This window comes from Enterococcus sp. AZ126, from assembly GCF_051714545.1.
In the GTDB taxonomy this organism is placed as follows: domain Bacteria; phylum Bacillota; class Bacilli; order Lactobacillales; family Enterococcaceae; genus Enterococcus_L.
Genome location: NZ_JBIOSB010000001.1, coordinates 2,820,953 through 2,837,853 on the forward strand (window position 1 = coordinate 2,820,953; position 16,901 = coordinate 2,837,853).

Sequence of the window (16,901 nt, forward strand, 5' to 3'; positions counted from 1 at the left end):
TCTTAGATGTTGGTATAATAAGACAGACAAACCAAAAACGAGTGGAGCGTAAGACATGGGAAAAAAGAAAAAAGACATGGAAAAAGTTGCTGCATTAGATAATGAGTATACAAAAGAACAGTATGCCGAATTTCAAAAACAGCAAAAGCAGTTGATTTTCAGACGCCGCCGTCTGGCAGTTGTTTTCCTCGTGGCGTTTGTAATTTTTATTGTTTCGGGTATCCAGCTTGTAAAAGACTATCGGCAACTGAGTGCTTTTAAAACACAGCAGGCTGAAGCGGTAGCTGAGTCGGCAGAAGCAGATAAAAAGTTGGATCGTTTAGAACAAGACGTTGCTCTTTTAAGAGATGACGATTATGTGGCAAAACTAGCCCGTAGCCGCTATTACGTCTCTAAAGAAGGTGAACAAATCTACAACATTCCAGAGTTAGGCGGAACGACTAGCTCCAGTAATGAACAAAAAACATCAGATAGTCAATCACAGTCTCATTCATCTGAAAAACAATCAGGCGAATAACTGCAGATATAATAGGGTAAATAATAGGAGGAACATTTTTTTTATGTCAATTGAAGTAGGAGCGAAGTTGCCAGGGAAAGTGTCTGGTATCACTAATTTTGGTGCCTTTATCGATTTAGGTGAAGGAAAAACAGGTTTGGTTCACATTAGTGAAGTATCAAATGGGTTTGTAAAAGATATCCATGATGTATTGACCGTAGGGGATGAAGTGACTGTAAAAGTTACCTCAGTCGGTGATGACGGTAAAGTCGGCTTGTCTATCCGCAAAGCACAAGAACAAACGGCAGAACCAAAACGTGAATATCAACGTCGTGATAACAATGAGCATCAAGGAAATCGTGACCGCAGTGCGCGTCCAGCGCCTAAAAAACAATTTACAAGAGCACAACCAATGAATTCAAAGCAAGATTTTGATTCATTAATGAGCTCATTTTTAAAAGATAGTGATGATCGTTTAACTTCATTGAAACGCAATACAGAAGGTAAACGTGGAGGACGCGGCGGACGTCGCAACTAACAAATGAAAAAAATGAAGCTGAGCGAAAGCTCGGCTTTTATGTTTGGAGCATGTGCTAGGAGAGGTTATCTGCGACGAAACAACGAGGTGAATAGATGTTTCAAGAATTTTATGATCACTGTAAAAAAAATGACTATTGGCAGCAAAATCAACAAATCTTATTAGCAGTTTCAGGTGGAGTAGATTCAATGGTTTTATTAGAATTAATGCAGACTGCTGCTCAAAAAGATTGTTTAACTCTGACAGTAGCTCATATTGATCATCGGTTACGCCCAGAATCATCGGTAGAAGCAGACTATCTGAAACAGTACTGCCAAAAACGAGAAATCACTTACTATAGTAAAATATGGGACGAAGTAGATAAAACAAAGAACACAGAAGCTCGCGCTCGGACTATCCGCTACGATTTTTTTGCGGAAATCATGAAAAGAGAAGAAATTTCACTATTATTGACTGCGCACCATAGTGATGATCAAGCTGAAACACTTTTAATGAAGCTGACAAGAGGAAGTACGTTGTCGAATTTAGTTGGAATTCGGGCAAGCCAGTCATTTGGATCGGGAACGTTAATCCGCCCTTTCTTAATTTTTTCCAAAGAACGATTGGAACAATTCGCCAAACAGTCTAAAATTGTGTATTTTGAAGATAGCTCAAATCAAAGTGATACATATATGCGTAATCGTATAAGGCGTCAAGTTGTGCCGCTCTTAAAAAAAGAAAATCCCAAGTTTCTGCAACATATGGCTGATTTTAGTGAACAAATCACGTTAGCTGATGAAATCATTCAGTCAGTGATAGAGCCAATGTATGCTCGTTGGGTATCTAAAACAAAAACCGGGTGGTCAATCCAATTATCTGAACTAAAACAGGAAAAAAAAAGTGTGCAAACATTTTTCTTGATAACCTTGTTTCAACGGACGATCGTGCCAAAAGGTGTATCAATTAGCCAATCACAGAGTCAACAACTTTTGACGATGCTTGATCGACCAGCGCCTCAACTGTCTATGGATATTGAACAAGGCTGGCAAGTTATGAAAGAATATGACACACTTTTCCTAGAAAAAAAACGATCCATCCATGAAGATGCTCTCTTTTTTTTGAATGAGTTTGAACACGTCTTTCTTTCAAAAAATGAATGGTTAGGTCTGGAAACGGTAAAAGAAAAAATTGATCCACCGGAAATCGTAAAAAATTGGACAGAATTTTCTTTGCTTATAAGTGGTCAGACAGCCTTACCATTAACGATTCGTCATCGGAAAAATGGCGATAGAATTTCCCTAACGCCAAACTTGACAAAAAGATTAAATCGCCTTTTCATTGACCAAAAAATTCCTAATTTGATCAGAGAACGAGCATGGATCATTCTTTCTGCTGAAGAAGAAATTATCTGGGTGCCTAAATTTGCCAACTCATATTTGAGTATTCCTACAGAAACTGATAAAATACTCTACAGGCTACTTTATAGAATAAAAGAGTAAAAATTGAAAATTACTTTTATTAAGGAAGCGAAAAAATAAAAAAATAACAATTTAACATCTCAAAGAATCACCACACTAGCGTTTCGATCATATCGAATTTTAAGTGTTCAAGCACTAAGAGTTTAAGATCGGATCTTAAAGGAGAAGGAGAGCAATATGTTAGAGAATGATATTAAACAAGTTTTGATCACAAAAGAACAAATCGTTGAAAAGTCGACTGAACTTGGCAAACAACTAACAGAAGACTATAAGGGTAAAAATCCTTTAGTAATCGGTATTTTAAAAGGTGCAATACCTTTCATGGCTGATATTACACGTTGCATCGATACTCATCTAGAAATGGATTTTATGGCTGTATCAAGTTATGGCAATGCGACGGTTTCTTCTGGGGAAGTCAAAATCATTAAAGATTTGGATACAAATGTTGAAGGACGAGATATTCTGATTGTAGAGGACATTATCGATAGTGGCCGCACATTAGCTTATTTAGTGGATCTTTTTAAATACAGAAAAGCAGCATCTGTAAAAATCGTTACGTTATTAGACAAACCAGAAGGACGCGTCGTTGATATTGTCGCAGACTATGTTGGTTTTGATGTTCCCAATGAATTTGTTGTAGGTTATGGGTTAGATTATGCAGAAGCTTACCGAAATCTTCCGTATGTGGGCGTATTGAAACCTGAAATCTACGAAGCGAATTAATATCTCTCTTAGATTTAGTTATGTTACAATGTAATGGTCAGAATTGATAAAAATAAACCGTAAAAATTAATTACGAGCAGTAGTCAAAGGAGGACAGGCATGAATAAAAAGAATAGCGGCATGAAAAATGGCCTATATTATGTATTGCTGATTTTGGCGATGGTCATGGTTGTTTATTTCATTTTCGGAAATAACAATCCCCAGTCACCAGATATCGAATACTCAACCTTCAATACCCAGTTAGAAGAAGGTAAAGTAAAAGAACTGACAATCCAACCAACTAATGGTGTGTATAAAATCACAGGTCAGTACAAAGAAAAACAAGAAATCAAAAACACTGGAGGTCTTTCTTTATGGGGATCAACAGAAGTTTCTACTAAATCTTTCACGACGATTGTCTTGCCGAGTGATATCACATTATCAGGCATTCAAGATATGGCCCAAGAAAATAATGTAAAACTTTCTGTGAAAGAACAATCATCAAGTGGTGCTTGGCTTTCTATCTTATTTAGCTTCTTACCGATCGTATTGTTCATCTTCTTATTCTATATGATGATGGGACAACAAGGTGGCGGTGGCGGTGGCGGCGGCCGTGTCATGAACTTTGGTAAATCAAAAGCCAAGGAAGCAGACAAAAAAGCAAACCGCGTGCGCTTTTCTGATGTAGCCGGAGCCGAAGAAGAAAAACAAGAATTAGTAGAAGTGGTCGAATTCTTAAAAGATCCTCGACGTTTCGTTGAATTAGGTGCTCGTATTCCAGCTGGTGTTCTTTTAGAAGGACCTCCAGGAACTGGTAAAACATTACTTGCTAAAGCCGTTGCCGGTGAAGCAGGTGTGCCTTTCTACTCTATCTCAGGTTCAGATTTTGTTGAGATGTTTGTCGGTGTCGGTGCAAGCCGTGTCCGTGATTTATTTGAAACAGCGAAGAAAAATGCACCAGCTATCATCTTCATCGATGAAATCGATGCAGTTGGTCGTCAACGTGGTGCTGGTATGGGTGGCGGACACGATGAACGTGAACAAACCCTTAACCAATTACTAGTTGAAATGGATGGATTTGATGGCAATGAAGGCGTAATCGTCGTAGCTGCAACCAACCGCTCAGATGTGTTAGACCCAGCATTACTGCGTCCAGGTCGTTTTGACCGTCAAATTTTAGTTGGCCGTCCTGATGTGAAAGGCCGTGAAGCGATCCTTAAAGTTCATGCCCGTAACAAACCATTGGCTGATGATGTTGATTTGAAAGTCGTAGCACAACAAACACCAGGTTTTGCTGGTGCTGATTTAGAAAATGTACTGAATGAAGCTGCATTAGTTGCCGCTCGTCGTAATAAGAAAAAAATCGATGCATCTGATGTGGATGAAGCAGAAGATCGCGTAATTGCTGGACCAGCGAAAAAAGATCGAGTTATCAACAAAAAAGAACGCGAAATGGTTGCTTACCACGAAGCTGGACATACCATCGTTGGCTTAGTTTTAAGTCGCGCCCGTATCGTTCACAAAGTAACGATCATTCCTCGTGGACGCGCTGGCGGCTACATGATTGCTCTACCAAAAGAAGATCAATTCTTGATGACTAAAGAAGACATGTTTGAACAAATCGTTGGATTACTTGGTGGACGTACAGCGGAAGAGATTATTTTCGATGTTCAATCAACAGGTGCATCGAATGACTTTGAACAAGCAACAGGCATTGCTCGTAGTATGGTAACTGAATATGGAATGAGTGACAAATTAGGTCCAGTTCAATACGAAGGGAACCATCAAGTTTTTGTGGGTCGTGATTATGGTCAAACAAAAGCCTATTCTGAGCAAGTAGCATTCGAAATCGATCAAGAAGTACGTCGTATCTTGATGGAAGCTCACGATAAAGCACGTGAAATCATCGAATCTCACCGTGCGCAACATAAATTAATTGCTGAAAAACTATTAGAGTATGAAACATTAGATGCTCGTAGTATCAAATCATTGTTTGAAGAAGGCGTTATGCCTCAAGACGTTATCGATAGCCAATTCCCTAGTGAAAAAGCACAAACGTTTGAAGAAGCAAAACGTGCATTAGAAGAAAAAGATGCACAAAGACAAGCTGAAGAAAAACATGATTTTGAAGAAGCTAAACAAGAACTACGTGATGAAACTGAAGAATTAAAAGCGGACAGCGAAAAAACAGAAGAACAAGTTCAATCAGAAGTTAAATCTGATGATGAGCATAAAAATGATTCTGAATATGACCGTAATAATTTTGATGATCGTTACAAATAGAACGCAAAGAGCATCCCATACATGGGGTGCTCTTTTCTTGAAGTTGAAATTATTTAGTTGAAAAAATAGTAAAATCCTAGTATTATCTGATAATGAGTCAGAAAAAGTACCAATCGAGAAGAGGAATATAAAAATGGAAGATTACTTAGTAAAGGCATTATGTTATGAAGGATCGATTCGCGCTTATGCAGTCTGCGCAACGAATACAATCTCAGAAGCACAAAAACGTCATGATACATGGAGTTCATCAACTGCAGCCTTAGGTAGAACGATGGTTGGCGCTTTGCTGCTCGGTGCTACATTAAAAGGTGAGGATAAACTTACTGTTAAAGTCCAAGGAAATGGACCGGCTGGCAGCATTGTTGTTGATAGTGATGGTAGTGGAAATACTAAAGGATACATAAAAAATCCTCATGTAAGTTTAACCTTGAATGAAAGTGGTAAAATCGACGTTCGTGGAGCTGTTGGAACAGAAGGTATTTTTACTGTAATAAAGGATTTAGGCTTAAAAGAAACTTTTTCAGGACAAACTCCGATCGTGTCAGGCGAAATCGGTGAAGATTTCACTTACTTCATGGCAGTCTCTGAGCAGATTCCGTCAGCAATTGGTTTGAGTGTTTTAGTTGATACAGATGAAAGTGTCAAAGCAGCGGGTGGCTTTATGATCCAAGTGATGCCAGGAGCAGATGAAAAAATCATCGAGTTCATTGAACAACGTTTGCAAGAAGTGCCGATGATTTCTCGTTTGATCGATGAAGGCGAATCACCAGAAGGTATTCTAGAGCGTTTACTTGGGAAAGATAACATTGAAATTCTAGAAAAAATGCCAGTTCAATTTAAATGTAATTGCTCAAAAGAAAAATTTGGTACAGCAATCATCGCAGTTGGTCTAGATGAAATCAATGCAATGATTGAAGAAGATCATGGAGCCGAAGCTGTTTGCCAATTTTGTGGCAACAAATATAATTATAGCGAAGAGGATTTAATTGAATTACGAGATGAAGCAATCAACAATACTCGGGAAAAGTAGGAGAGAAACGCTATGTGGAAAATAGGAAATGTGGATATTCCAAATCGCGTTGTAGTCGCACCGATGGCTGGCATTAGTAATGCTGCTTTTCGTGTAACGGTCAAAGAATTTGGTGCAGGGCTGGTTGTCTGTGAAATGATTAGTGATAAAGGAATCCAGCAAAGAAATAAAAAAACCTTAGACATGCTTTACATAGATGATAAGGAATACCCATTAAGTGTACAAATTTTCGGTGGCGATAAAGAAACACTAGTTGAAGCTGCAAAATTTGTAGAAGAAAATACCAAAGCTGCGATCATCGATATCAACATGGGCTGTCCAGTGAACAAAGTTATCAAAGCCGAAGCAGGAGCAAAATGGCTTTTAGATCCGAATAAAGTCTATGAAATGGTAGAAGCTGTTTCTTCCGCTATCGACTTGCCAGTTACTGTGAAAATGAGAACTGGTTGGGATGAAGATCATTTATTTGCTGTTGAGAATGCTCTGGCTGCTGAAAAAGCAGGCGCTTCAGCCATTGCTATGCATGGCCGCACAAGAGTCCAAATGTATGAAGGACAAGCAAATTGGGATGTTTTAAAAGAAGTGAAACAGCATTTAACCATTCCTTTCATGGGCAATGGCGATGTCCGTACACCAGAAGACGCAAAACGTATGATTGAATATGTTGGCGCTGATGGTGTGATGATCGGCAGAGCAGCTTTAGGAAATCCCTGGATGATCCAAAGAACCAAACAATATCTTGAAACAGGAGAATTAATGGCTGAACCTGCCCCACACGAAAAAATAAATACAGCTAAAGTACATTTGCAACGTTTAGTGGATTTAAAAGGCGAAAAAATTGCGGCAAGAGAATTTCGTCAGCATGCTGCCTACTACTTAAAAGGAATTCCACGGGCTGCTAAAGTGAAAGCTGCAATCAATCAAGCTGAAACCCAACAAGGGATGATCGAATTGCTGGATGCATTTGAAGAAAAAGCAGAAAAACATGCACAAAAAGAAATAATCGAAATGTTCTAATAAAAAAAGCTGGCTGAAACAGAAATTCGGCTTGCTTTTTTTTGTTTCAATGTGGCATTATAAGGGTATGTGATTTCAGAATGGAGGAAATACAGTGGCAGATGAACAACAAGCGCACTCAGAAGAGCTAAACGATCAAATGCTCGTGCGTCGTGAGAAAATGGAAAATTTACGTGAAGAAGGAATCGATCCTTTTGGGAAACGTTTTGACCGAACACATAATTCAAAAGAACTACATGTACAATTTGATCAGCATTCAAAAGAAGAATTGAGCGAGATGGATTTATCGGCAAGTGTTGCCGGCCGTATGATGACAAAACGCGGTAAAGGAAAAGCAGGATTCGCTCATTTACAAGATCGCGAAGGCCAAGTTCAAATTTATGTACGCAAAGACCAAGTAGGCGATAAATCATACGAATTATTTAAATACGCCGATTTAGGTGATTTCTTTGGTGTTACAGGACAAATTATGAAAACAGACACAGGTGAAGTGACGATTAAAGCGAAAACGATCGTATTATTAACGAAAGCATTGCGTCCACTACCAGATAAATATCACGGATTAACAAACATCGAACAACGTTACCGTCAACGTTACTTGGATTTGATCAGTAACAAGGACAGTTTCGATCGTTTTATGAAACGTAGTCAAATTATTAGTGAAATTCGTCGTTACCTTGATAATAATGGTTACGTAGAAGTAGAGACACCTGTTTTACACAATGATGCTGGTGGCGCAGCTGCACGTCCATTTATCACGCATCATAATGCATTAGATATGGACTTATATTTACGGATTGCTTTAGAATTACATTTGAAACGTTTGATTGTCGGAGGGATGGAGAAAGTCTATGAAATCGGACGAGTATTCCGTAATGAAGGAATTGATACAACTCATAACCCTGAATTCACTATGTTAGAAGCCTATACTGCATACACAGATTATAAAGATGTGATGGATCTGACTGAAGGAATCATCCGAAACGCAGCAGAAAAAGTCTTAGGAACAACCACTATCACATATGATGGAAAAGAAGTTGACCTAGGTTCTGAATTTAAACGCGTCCATATGGTAGATGCGATCAAAGAACAAACAGGTGTGGATTTCTGGCAGGAAATGACTGTCGAAGAAGCCCGTGCTTTGGCGAAAGAACATAATGTAGAAATCAATGATAATATGGCGGTAGGGCATATCTTGAATGAATTTTTTGAAGCTTTTGTCGAAGAAACGCTGGAACAGCCAACATTTGTATTTGGACATCCAGTAGAAGTCTCTCCTCTAGCAAAGAAAAATCCAGAAGATGCTCGCTTTACCGATCGTTTTGAATTATTTATAGTAGGAAAAGAATTTGCTAATGCATTTACTGAACTAAATGACCCAATTGATCAACGTGAACGTTTTGAGGACCAAGAAAAAGAACGTGAACAAGGAAATGATGAAGCTCACGGTGTAGATGAAGATTTTATTGAAGCTTTAGAGTACGGATTACCACCAACCGGCGGATTAGGAATTGGTATTGACCGTTTAGTTATGTTATTAACGGATGCTCAATCGATTCGTGATGTTCTGTTATTCCCAACCATGAGATAAAAATGAAAGAGGCGATTCTTTGTTAGAAATCGCCTCTTTTTAATTTTTTAAAAAATACCATAGAAATTCATAAGATTCTGTTTTTTGAACAGTTAAAAACGAACAATAAAGAACAAAAGTAATAAAATAATCGGCAAAGAAAAAAACTTTAAAAAAAGTGCAATTTTTAGTTGACCTAAGCCCAGAAACTTGGTATATTATATCTTGTCGCAAGGCACTGATGTAACACGCTGAACGATAAGGATAAGATAACAGTCCAAGTTTGAAAAAAACTTTGGAAATCAGTAAAATAGTTGTTGACAAACAATGACTAGCCTGATAAACTAGTGAAGTTGCCTCAAGAATTACCGGCAATTGAAACGAACATGAAATAACAAATCAAGTTCGAAAGAAACTTGGAAAATCAGGAAGAAAGTTGTTGACAAATAACAAACGACCTGATAAACTAATGAAGTTGTCGCGAAACATTCGATAACATAAGCAGAGAAAACTTTGAAACTTTTTTAAAAAAAGTGTTGACATCGAATCGAAGATTTGATATGATATAAAAGTTGCTGCGAGGTAACACAGTAGACCTTTGAAAACTGAACAAAGTAAGACGAACCAAATGTGTAGGTTGTTTTTACAACGGTAAAAACAAACAACAATTTTTAACAAAGCGAAGCAATATGCTAGCAACCAAATGAGCTTAACAATCTTCGGATTGTGTTCAACTTTTATTATGAGAGTTTGATCCTGGCTCAGGACGAACGCTGGCGGCGTGCCTAATACATGCAAGTCGAACGCTTCTTTTCTACCGAGTGCTTGCACTCAGTTGAAAAGAAGAGTGGCGGACGGGTGAGTAACACGTGGGTAACCTACCCATCAGAGGGGGATAACACTTGGAAACAGGTGCTAATACCGCATAATAGTCGACACCGCATGGTGCTGACTTGAAAGACGCTTTCGGGTGTCACTGATGGATGGACCCGCGGTGCATTAGCTAGTTGGTGAGGTAACGGCTCACCAAGGCCATGATGCATAGCCGACCTGAGAGGGTGATCGGCCACACTGGGACTGAGACACGGCCCAGACTCCTACGGGAGGCAGCAGTAGGGAATCTTCGGCAATGGACGAAAGTCTGACCGAGCAACGCCGCGTGAGTGAAGAAGGTTTTCGGATCGTAAAACTCTGTTGTTAGAGAAGAACAAGTAGGAGAGTAACTGCTCTTACCTTGACGGTATCTAACCAGAAAGCCACGGCTAACTACGTGCCAGCAGCCGCGGTAATACGTAGGTGGCAAGCGTTGTCCGGATTTATTGGGCGTAAAGCGAGCGCAGGCGGTTTCTTAAGTCTGATGTGAAAGCCCCCGGCTCAACCGGGGAGGGTCATTGGAAACTGGGAGACTTGAGTGCAGAAGAGGAGAGTGGAATTCCATGTGTAGCGGTGAAATGCGTAGATATATGGAGGAACACCAGTGGCGAAGGCGACTCTCTGGTCTGTAACTGACGCTGAGGCTCGAAAGCGTGGGGAGCAAACAGGATTAGATACCCTGGTAGTCCACGCCGTAAACGATGAGTGCTAAGTGTTGGAGGGTTTCCGCCCTTCAGTGCTGCAGCTAACGCATTAAGCACTCCGCCTGGGGAGTACGACCGCAAGGTTGAAACTCAAAGGAATTGACGGGGGCCCGCACAAGCGGTGGAGCATGTGGTTTAATTCGAAGCAACGCGAAGAACCTTACCAGGTCTTGACATCCTTTGACCACTCTAGAGATAGAGCTTTCCCTTCGGGGACAAAGTGACAGGTGGTGCATGGTTGTCGTCAGCTCGTGTCGTGAGATGTTGGGTTAAGTCCCGCAACGAGCGCAACCCTTATTGTTAGTTGCCATCATTCAGTTGGGCACTCTAGCGAGACTGCCGGTGACAAACCGGAGGAAGGTGGGGATGACGTCAAATCATCATGCCCCTTATGACCTGGGCTACACACGTGCTACAATGGGAAGTACAACGAGTCGCTAGGCCGCGAGGTCATGCAAATCTCTTAAAGCTTCTCTCAGTTCGGATTGTAGGCTGCAACTCGCCTACATGAAGCCGGAATCGCTAGTAATCGCGGATCAGCACGCCGCGGTGAATACGTTCCCGGGCCTTGTACACACCGCCCGTCACACCACGAAAGTTTGTAACACCCGAAGTCGGTGAGGTAACCCTTGTGGAGCCAGCCGCCTAAGGTGGGATAGATGATTGGGGTGAAGTCGTAACAAGGTAGCCGTATCGGAAGGTGCGGCTGGATCACCTCCTTTCTAAGGAATATTACGGAAACTTACACATTCGTCGACACTTTGTTCAGTTTTGAGAGGTTTACTCTTATATAAAGAAGTTAATCATTGGATTTTCTTTCTTTTTATATGATTCTCTCAAACGAATTGTTCATTGAAAACTGGATATTGAAGTATAAAAGTAATCAAAACAAACCGAGAACACCGCGTTGAATGAGTTTTTTAATTAAAATAGTTCGAAGCTTATTTTATTGGTCACGCCTCTATCGCTAGAGAAACGAACCAAACAAAACCGATCGTAAGATCGTAAGGTTAAGTGAATAAGGGCGCACGGTGGATGCCTTGGCATTAGGAGCCGATGAAGGACGGGACTAACACCGATATGCTTTGGGGAGCTGTAAGTGAGCTATGATCCAGAGATTTCCGAATGGGGAAACCCAGCATCTTTTATAGGATGTTACTATTCAGTGAATACATAGCTGGATAGAGGTAGACGCAGAGAACTGAAACATCTAAGTACCTGCAGGAAGAGAAAGAAAATTCGATTCCCTGAGTAGCGGCGAGCGAAACGGGAAAAGCCCAAACCAACAAGCTTGCTTGTTGGGGTTGTAGGACTCCGATGTGGTAGTCTGTCAAGATAGTCGAAGAACTTGGAAAGGTTCGCCAAAGTGGGTAATAGCCCCGTAGACGAAATGTTGGCAACACCTAGGAGGATCCTGAGTACGGCGGAACACGAGAAATTCCGTCGGAATCCGCGGGGACCATCCCGCAAGGCTAAATACTCCCTAATGACCGATAGTGAACCAGTACCGTGAGGGAAAGGTGAAAAGCACCCCGGAAGGGGAGTGAAATAGATCCTGAAACCGTGTGCCTACAACAAGTCAAAGCCCGTTAATGGGTGATGGCGTGCCTTTTGTAGAATGAACCGGCGAGTTACGATTGCATGCGAGGTTAAGGTGAAGAGCCGGAGCCGCAGCGAAAGCGAGTCTGAATAGGGCGAATGAGTATGTAGTCGTAGACCCGAAACCATGTGATCTACCCATGGCCAGGTTGAAGGTGTGGTAAAACGCACTGGAGGACCGAACCCACGTACGTTGAAAAGTGCGGGGATGAGCTGTGGGTAGCGGAGAAATTCCAAACGAACTTGGAGATAGCTGGTTCTCTCCGAAATAGCTTTAGGGCTAGCGTCGAAGTTAAGAATGATGGAGGTAGAGCACTGTTTGGACTAGGGGCCCATCTCGGGTTACCGAATTCAGATAAACTCCGAATGCCATTCATTCATATTCGGCAGTCAGACTGCGAGTGATAAGATCCGTAGTCGAAAGGGAAACAGCCCAGACCACCAGCTAAGGTCCCAAAATATATGTTAAGTGGAAAAGGATGTGGGGTTGCACAGACAACTAGGATGTTGGCTCAGAAGCAGCCACCATTTAAAGAGTGCGTAATAGCTCACTAGTCGAGTGACCCTGCGCCGAAAATGTACCGGGGCTAAACATATTACCGAAGCTGTGGATCACACCTCTGGTGTGATGGTAGGAGAGCGTTCTAAGGGCGTTGAAGGTCGATCGTGAGGACGGCTGGAGCGCTTAGAAGTGAGAATGCCGGTATGAGTAGCGAAAGACGGGTGAGAATCCCGTCCACCGTATGACTAAGGTTTCCTGGGGAAGGCTCGTCCGCCCAGGGTTAGTCGGGACCTAAGCCGAGGCCGATAGGCGTAGGCGATGGACAACAGGTTGATATTCCTGTACCAGTTGTTTTTGTTTGAGCAATGGAGGGACGCAGGAGGCTAAGGAATGCATGCGACTGGAAGTGCATGTCCAAGCAGTAAGTCTTGAGTAGAGTCAAATGCTTTACTCTGTACGGACAAGCTGTGATGGGGAGGGAAATAATAGTACCGAAGTTCCTGATGTCACACTGTCAAGAAAAGCTTCTAGTGAGAAAACAACTGCCCGTACCGTAAACCGACACAGGTAGTCGAGGAGAGTATCCTAAGGTGAGCGAGCGAACTCTCGTTAAGGAACTCGGCAAAATGACCCCGTAACTTCGGGAGAAGGGGTGCTGACTTCGGTCAGCCGCAGTGAATAGGCCCAAGCGACTGTTTATCAAAAACACAGGTCTCTGCAAAATCGAAAGATGAAGTATAGGGGCTGACGCCTGCCCGGTGCTGGAAGGTTAAGAGGATGGGTTAGCTTCGGCGAAGCTCAGAATTGAAGCCCCAGTAAACGGCGGCCGTAACTATAACGGTCCTAAGGTAGCGAAATTCCTTGTCGGGTAAGTTCCGACCCGCACGAAAGGCGTAACGATTTGGGCACTGTCTCAACGAGAGACTCGGTGAAATTTTAGTACCTGTGAAGATGCAGGTTACCCGCGACAGGACGGAAAGACCCCATGGAGCTTTACTGTAGCTTGATATTGAGTGTTTGTACCACATGTACAGGATAGGTAGGAGCCGATGAATCCGGAACGCTAGTTTCGGTGGAGGCGCTGGTGGGATACTACCCTTGTGTTATGAACCCTCTAACCCGCACCACTTATCGTGGTGGGAGACAGTGTCAGGTGGGCAGTTTGACTGGGGCGGTCGCCTCCTAAAGAGTAACGGAGGCGCCCAAAGGTTCCCTCAGAATGGTTGGAAATCATTCGCAGAGTGTAAAGGCAGAAGGGAGCTTGACTGCGAGACTTACAAGTCGAGCAGGGACGAAAGTCGGGCTTAGTGATCCGGTGGTTCCGCATGGAAGGGCCATCGCTCAACGGATAAAAGCTACCCTGGGGATAACAGGCTTATCTCCCCCAAGAGTCCACATCGACGGGGAGGTTTGGCACCTCGATGTCGGCTCGTCGCATCCTGGGGCTGTAGTCGGTCCCAAGGGTTGGGCTGTTCGCCCATTAAAGCGGCACGCGAGCTGGGTTCAGAACGTCGTGAGACAGTTCGGTCCCTATCCGTCGCGGGCGTTGGAAATTTGAGAGGAGCTGTCCTTAGTACGAGAGGACCGGGATGGACTTACCGCTGGTGTACCAGTTGTTCTGCCAAGGGCATTGCTGGGTAGCTATGTAGGGAAGGGATAAACGCTGAAAGCATCTAAGTGTGAAGCCCACCTCAAGATGAGATTTCCCATTTCTTTAAGAAAGTAAGACCCCTGAGAGATGATCAGGTAGATAGGTTGGAAGTGGAAGTGCAGTGATGTACGGAGCGGACCAATACTAATCGGTCGAGGACTTAACCAAAGAAACGAAATAAAAAAGTATATCGGATAGTTTGATTACAACTTCAATCCAGTTTTGAGTGAATAATCACTCAATTGAATAGCAACAACACCCAGTGTGGTGGCGATAGCGAGAAGGATACACCTGTTCCCATGCCGAACACAGAAGTTAAGCTTCTTAGCGCCGATTGTAGTGAAGGGTTTCCCTTTGTGAGAGTAGGACGTCGCCACGCTAAAGTGTTGTCTTGGAGGTTTAGCTCAGCTGGGAGAGCACCTGCCTTACAAGCAGGGGGTCGGCGGTTCGATCCCGTCAACCTCCATTTTTTGAGCCGTTAGCTCAGTTGGTAGAGCATCTGACTTTTAATCAGAGGGTCGCAGGTTCGAGCCCTGCACGGCTCATAGGAATATTTTGCGGGTGTGGCGGAATTGGCAGACGCACTAGATTTAGGATCTAGCGCCTTACGGCGTGGGGGTTCAAGTCCCTTCACCCGCATTTTTAGTCTCGTTTTATAACTAGGCGAACATCACGCCGGCTTAGCTCAGTTGGTAGAGCATCTGATTTGTAATCAGAGGGTCGAGGGTTCAAATCCTTTAGCCGGCATACAGACTGCGGAAATAGCTCAGTGGTAGAGCACCACCTTGCCAAGGTGGGGGTCGCGGGTTCGAACCCCGTTTTCCGCTTAGCTTGTTCTTTCGCCGGGGTGGCGGAACTGGCAGACGCACAGGACTTAAAATCCTGCGGTGAGTGATCACCGTACCGGTTCGATTCCGGTCCTCGGCATTAGAAATGTAGCACCCATAGCTCAACTGGATAGAGTGCTTGACTACGAATCAAGAGGTTAGGGGTTCGACTCCCTTTGGGTGCATTGTAATTACGGGAAGTAGCTCAGCTTGGTAGAGCACTTGGTTTGGGACCAAGGGGTCGCAGGTTCGAATCCTGTCTTCCCGATTTATTTTGTGGGGCCTTAGCTCAGATGGGAGAGCGCCTGCTTTGCACGCAGGAGGTCAGCGGTTCGATCCCGCTAGGCTCCATTAGTACTTTATTATTTTCGCGGTGTAGCTCAGCTGGCTAGAGCGTCCGGTTCATACCCGGGAGGTCGGGGGTTCGATCCCCTTCGCCGCGATTTCTTTTTTAAGAGCCAAGGACCTTTAGCTCAGTTGGTTAGAGCAGACGGCTCATAACCGTCCGGTCGTAGGTTCGAGTCCTACAAGGTCCATTGTAGTGACATTTTAATTAGTTGTACTATTTTATTCCGGAGGATTACCCAAGTCCGGCTGAAGGGAACGGTCTTGAAAACCGTCAGGCGGGTAAAACCGTGCAAGGGTTCGAATCCCTTATCCTCCTTTACTAAAAATTATGATGCTTTAGTATTATGGTGATTAGTACTTGTCGAATGTAGTGAGAGAAAATCTTACTAGAAAACACTAAGAATCATCACTCTTTTATAGTCATATAGACTATATATTATCGCGGGGTGGAGCAGTCAGGTAGCTCGTCGGGCTCATAACCCGAAGGTCGTAGGTTCAAATCCTGCCCCCGCAATTGCTTTTAAGTAGTAATTAAAAGCTAAATAAGATAGTGACGCAACACTTTTACTATTGGTTTGGTAGTTCAGCTGGTTAGAATGCCTGCCTGTCACGCAGGAGGTCGCGGGTTCGAGTCCCGTCCAGACCGTTTTGAAGTTTTGCGGGTGTAGTTTAGTGGTAAAACCACAGCCTTCCAAGCTGTTGTCGCGAGTTCGATTCTCGTCACCCGCTTTATGGGCCTATAGCTCAGCTGGTTAGAGCGCACGCCTGATAAGCGTGAGGTCGATGGTTCGAGTCCATTTAGGCCCATTTTTCAAATTATTTTCTTGGGGAAGTACTCAAGTGGCTGAAGAGGCGCCCCTGCTAAGGGTGTAGGTCGGGAAACCGGCGCGAGGGTTCAAATCCCTCCTTCTCCGTTTCATAGCGGCCCGTTGGTCAAGCGGTTAAGACACCGCCCTTTCACGGCGGTATCACGGGTTCGATTCCCGTACGGGTCATGATTTAATAGTTATTCCGGAGGATTACCCAAGTCCGGCTGAAGGGAACGGTCTTGAAAACCGTCAGGCGGGTAAAACCGTGCAAGGGTTCGAATCCCTTATCCTCCTTTACTAAGAATTACGATGCTTTAGCATTATGGTGATTAGTACTTGTCGAATATAGTGAGAGAAATAACCTTACTAAGAATCATCATTTTTTATAGTCATATAGAGACTATATATTATCGCGGGGTGGAGCAGTCAGGTAGCTCGTCGGGCTCATAACCCGAAGGTCGTAGGTTCAAATCCTGTCCCCGCAATTGCTTTTAA

8 protein-coding genes, 20 tRNA genes and 3 rRNA genes are annotated in these 16,901 nt (G+C 43.2%); all 31 read left to right on the forward strand.

The window, feature by feature from the left end; translation table 11 throughout:
• Nucleotides 1-55 precede the first annotated feature (55 nt).
• The 31 genes from IGI43_RS13225 (at nt 56) to IGI43_RS13375 (ending at nt 16,891) form a co-directional block, all read left to right on the forward strand.
• Complete coding sequence (locus tag IGI43_RS13225; RefSeq protein ID WP_438758266.1) at nt 56-517, forward strand: FtsB family cell division protein; 462 nt, start codon at nt 56-58, stop codon at nt 515-517.
• 43 nt (nt 518-560) lie between these two features.
• Nucleotides 561-1,034 carry a S1 domain-containing RNA-binding protein gene (locus tag IGI43_RS13230; protein ID WP_438758267.1) on the forward strand — a complete coding sequence of 158 codons (474 nt, stop codon included), beginning with the start codon at nt 561-563 and terminating at the stop codon, nt 1,032-1,034.
• Nucleotides 1,035-1,129: 95 nt separating this feature from the next.
• Nucleotides 1,130-2,512 carry a tRNA lysidine(34) synthetase TilS gene (gene tilS / locus IGI43_RS13235; protein ID WP_438758268.1) on the forward strand — a complete coding sequence of 461 codons (1,383 nt, stop codon included), beginning with the start codon at nt 1,130-1,132 and terminating at the stop codon, nt 2,510-2,512.
• Nucleotides 2,513-2,668: 156 nt separating this feature from the next.
• Complete coding sequence (hpt, locus tag IGI43_RS13240) at nt 2,669-3,214, forward strand: hypoxanthine phosphoribosyltransferase (protein ID WP_438758269.1); 546 nt, start codon at nt 2,669-2,671, stop codon at nt 3,212-3,214.
• Nucleotides 3,215-3,313: 99 nt separating this feature from the next.
• Nucleotides 3,314-5,476: an ATP-dependent zinc metalloprotease FtsH gene (gene ftsH / locus IGI43_RS13245; RefSeq protein ID WP_438758270.1), complete on the forward strand. Its 2,163-nt coding sequence runs from the start codon at nt 3,314-3,316 to the stop codon at nt 5,474-5,476.
• A 133-nt stretch (nt 5,477-5,609) separates the two neighbouring features.
• The gene (gene hslO / locus IGI43_RS13250; protein ID WP_438758271.1) at nt 5,610-6,506 is read left to right on the forward strand and encodes an Hsp33 family molecular chaperone HslO; all 897 of its coding nucleotides are present in this window, start codon (nt 5,610-5,612) and stop codon (nt 6,504-6,506) included.
• Nucleotides 6,507-6,518: 12 nt separating this feature from the next.
• Nucleotides 6,519-7,523 (forward strand): tRNA dihydrouridine synthase DusB, encoded by a 1,005-nt coding sequence (gene dusB, locus IGI43_RS13255; RefSeq protein WP_438758273.1) that lies wholly within the window; start codon nt 6,519-6,521, stop codon nt 7,521-7,523.
• Nucleotides 7,524-7,617: 94 nt separating this feature from the next.
• Nucleotides 7,618-9,114 carry a lysine--tRNA ligase gene (gene lysS, locus IGI43_RS13260; protein WP_438758274.1) on the forward strand — a complete coding sequence of 499 codons (1,497 nt, stop codon included), beginning with the start codon at nt 7,618-7,620 and terminating at the stop codon, nt 9,112-9,114.
• A gap of 717 nt (nt 9,115-9,831) precedes the next feature.
• A 16S ribosomal RNA gene (locus IGI43_RS13265) occupies nt 9,832-11,392 on the forward strand.
• Between the two features lie 286 nt (nt 11,393-11,678).
• Nucleotides 11,679-14,590, forward strand: a 23S ribosomal RNA gene (locus tag IGI43_RS13270).
• 95 nt (nt 14,591-14,685) lie between these two features.
• Nucleotides 14,686-14,801 (forward strand): 5S ribosomal RNA (rrf, locus tag IGI43_RS13275).
• Together the 16S, 23S and 5S rRNA genes with 20 tRNA genes alongside form the textbook arrangement of a ribosomal RNA operon.
• Nucleotides 14,802-14,815: 14 nt before the next feature.
• Nucleotides 14,816-14,888: transfer RNA gene (locus IGI43_RS13280), tRNA-Val, on the forward strand.
• A gap of 6 nt (nt 14,889-14,894) precedes the next feature.
• Nucleotides 14,895-14,967, forward strand: a tRNA-Lys gene (locus IGI43_RS13285).
• A 12-nt stretch (nt 14,968-14,979) separates the two neighbouring features.
• Nucleotides 14,980-15,061: transfer RNA gene (locus IGI43_RS13290), tRNA-Leu, on the forward strand.
• Nucleotides 15,062-15,096: 35 nt separating this feature from the next.
• Nucleotides 15,097-15,169, forward strand: a tRNA-Thr gene (locus IGI43_RS13295).
• An 8-nt stretch (nt 15,170-15,177) separates the two neighbouring features.
• Nucleotides 15,178-15,249, forward strand: a tRNA-Gly gene (locus IGI43_RS13300).
• Nucleotides 15,250-15,263: 14 nt separating this feature from the next.
• Nucleotides 15,264-15,349, forward strand: a tRNA-Leu gene (locus tag IGI43_RS13305).
• A gap of 11 nt (nt 15,350-15,360) precedes the next feature.
• A tRNA-Arg gene (locus tag IGI43_RS13310) sits at nt 15,361-15,434 on the forward strand.
• Between the two features lie 9 nt (nt 15,435-15,443).
• Nucleotides 15,444-15,517: transfer RNA gene (locus IGI43_RS13315), tRNA-Pro, on the forward strand.
• A 10-nt stretch (nt 15,518-15,527) separates the two neighbouring features.
• A tRNA-Ala gene (locus IGI43_RS13320) sits at nt 15,528-15,600 on the forward strand.
• A gap of 18 nt (nt 15,601-15,618) precedes the next feature.
• Nucleotides 15,619-15,692, forward strand: a tRNA-Met gene (locus tag IGI43_RS13325).
• A gap of 19 nt (nt 15,693-15,711) precedes the next feature.
• Nucleotides 15,712-15,785 (forward strand) — tRNA-Ile (locus IGI43_RS13330).
• Nucleotides 15,786-15,823: 38 nt separating this feature from the next.
• A tRNA-Ser gene (locus tag IGI43_RS13335) sits at nt 15,824-15,913 on the forward strand.
• Nucleotides 15,914-16,037: 124 nt separating this feature from the next.
• A tRNA-Met gene (locus tag IGI43_RS13340) sits at nt 16,038-16,111 on the forward strand.
• A 58-nt stretch (nt 16,112-16,169) separates the two neighbouring features.
• Nucleotides 16,170-16,243 (forward strand) — tRNA-Asp (locus IGI43_RS13345).
• Between the two features lie 12 nt (nt 16,244-16,255).
• Nucleotides 16,256-16,326 (forward strand) — tRNA-Gly (locus tag IGI43_RS13350).
• A gap of 4 nt (nt 16,327-16,330) precedes the next feature.
• A tRNA-Ile gene (locus IGI43_RS13355) sits at nt 16,331-16,404 on the forward strand.
• A 19-nt stretch (nt 16,405-16,423) separates the two neighbouring features.
• Nucleotides 16,424-16,511 (forward strand) — tRNA-Ser (locus IGI43_RS13360).
• 9 nt (nt 16,512-16,520) lie between these two features.
• Nucleotides 16,521-16,592, forward strand: a tRNA-Glu gene (locus IGI43_RS13365).
• 18 nt (nt 16,593-16,610) lie between these two features.
• Nucleotides 16,611-16,700 (forward strand) — tRNA-Ser (locus IGI43_RS13370).
• Between the two features lie 117 nt (nt 16,701-16,817).
• Nucleotides 16,818-16,891: transfer RNA gene (locus IGI43_RS13375), tRNA-Met, on the forward strand.
• Nucleotides 16,892-16,901: the final 10 nt, after the last annotated feature.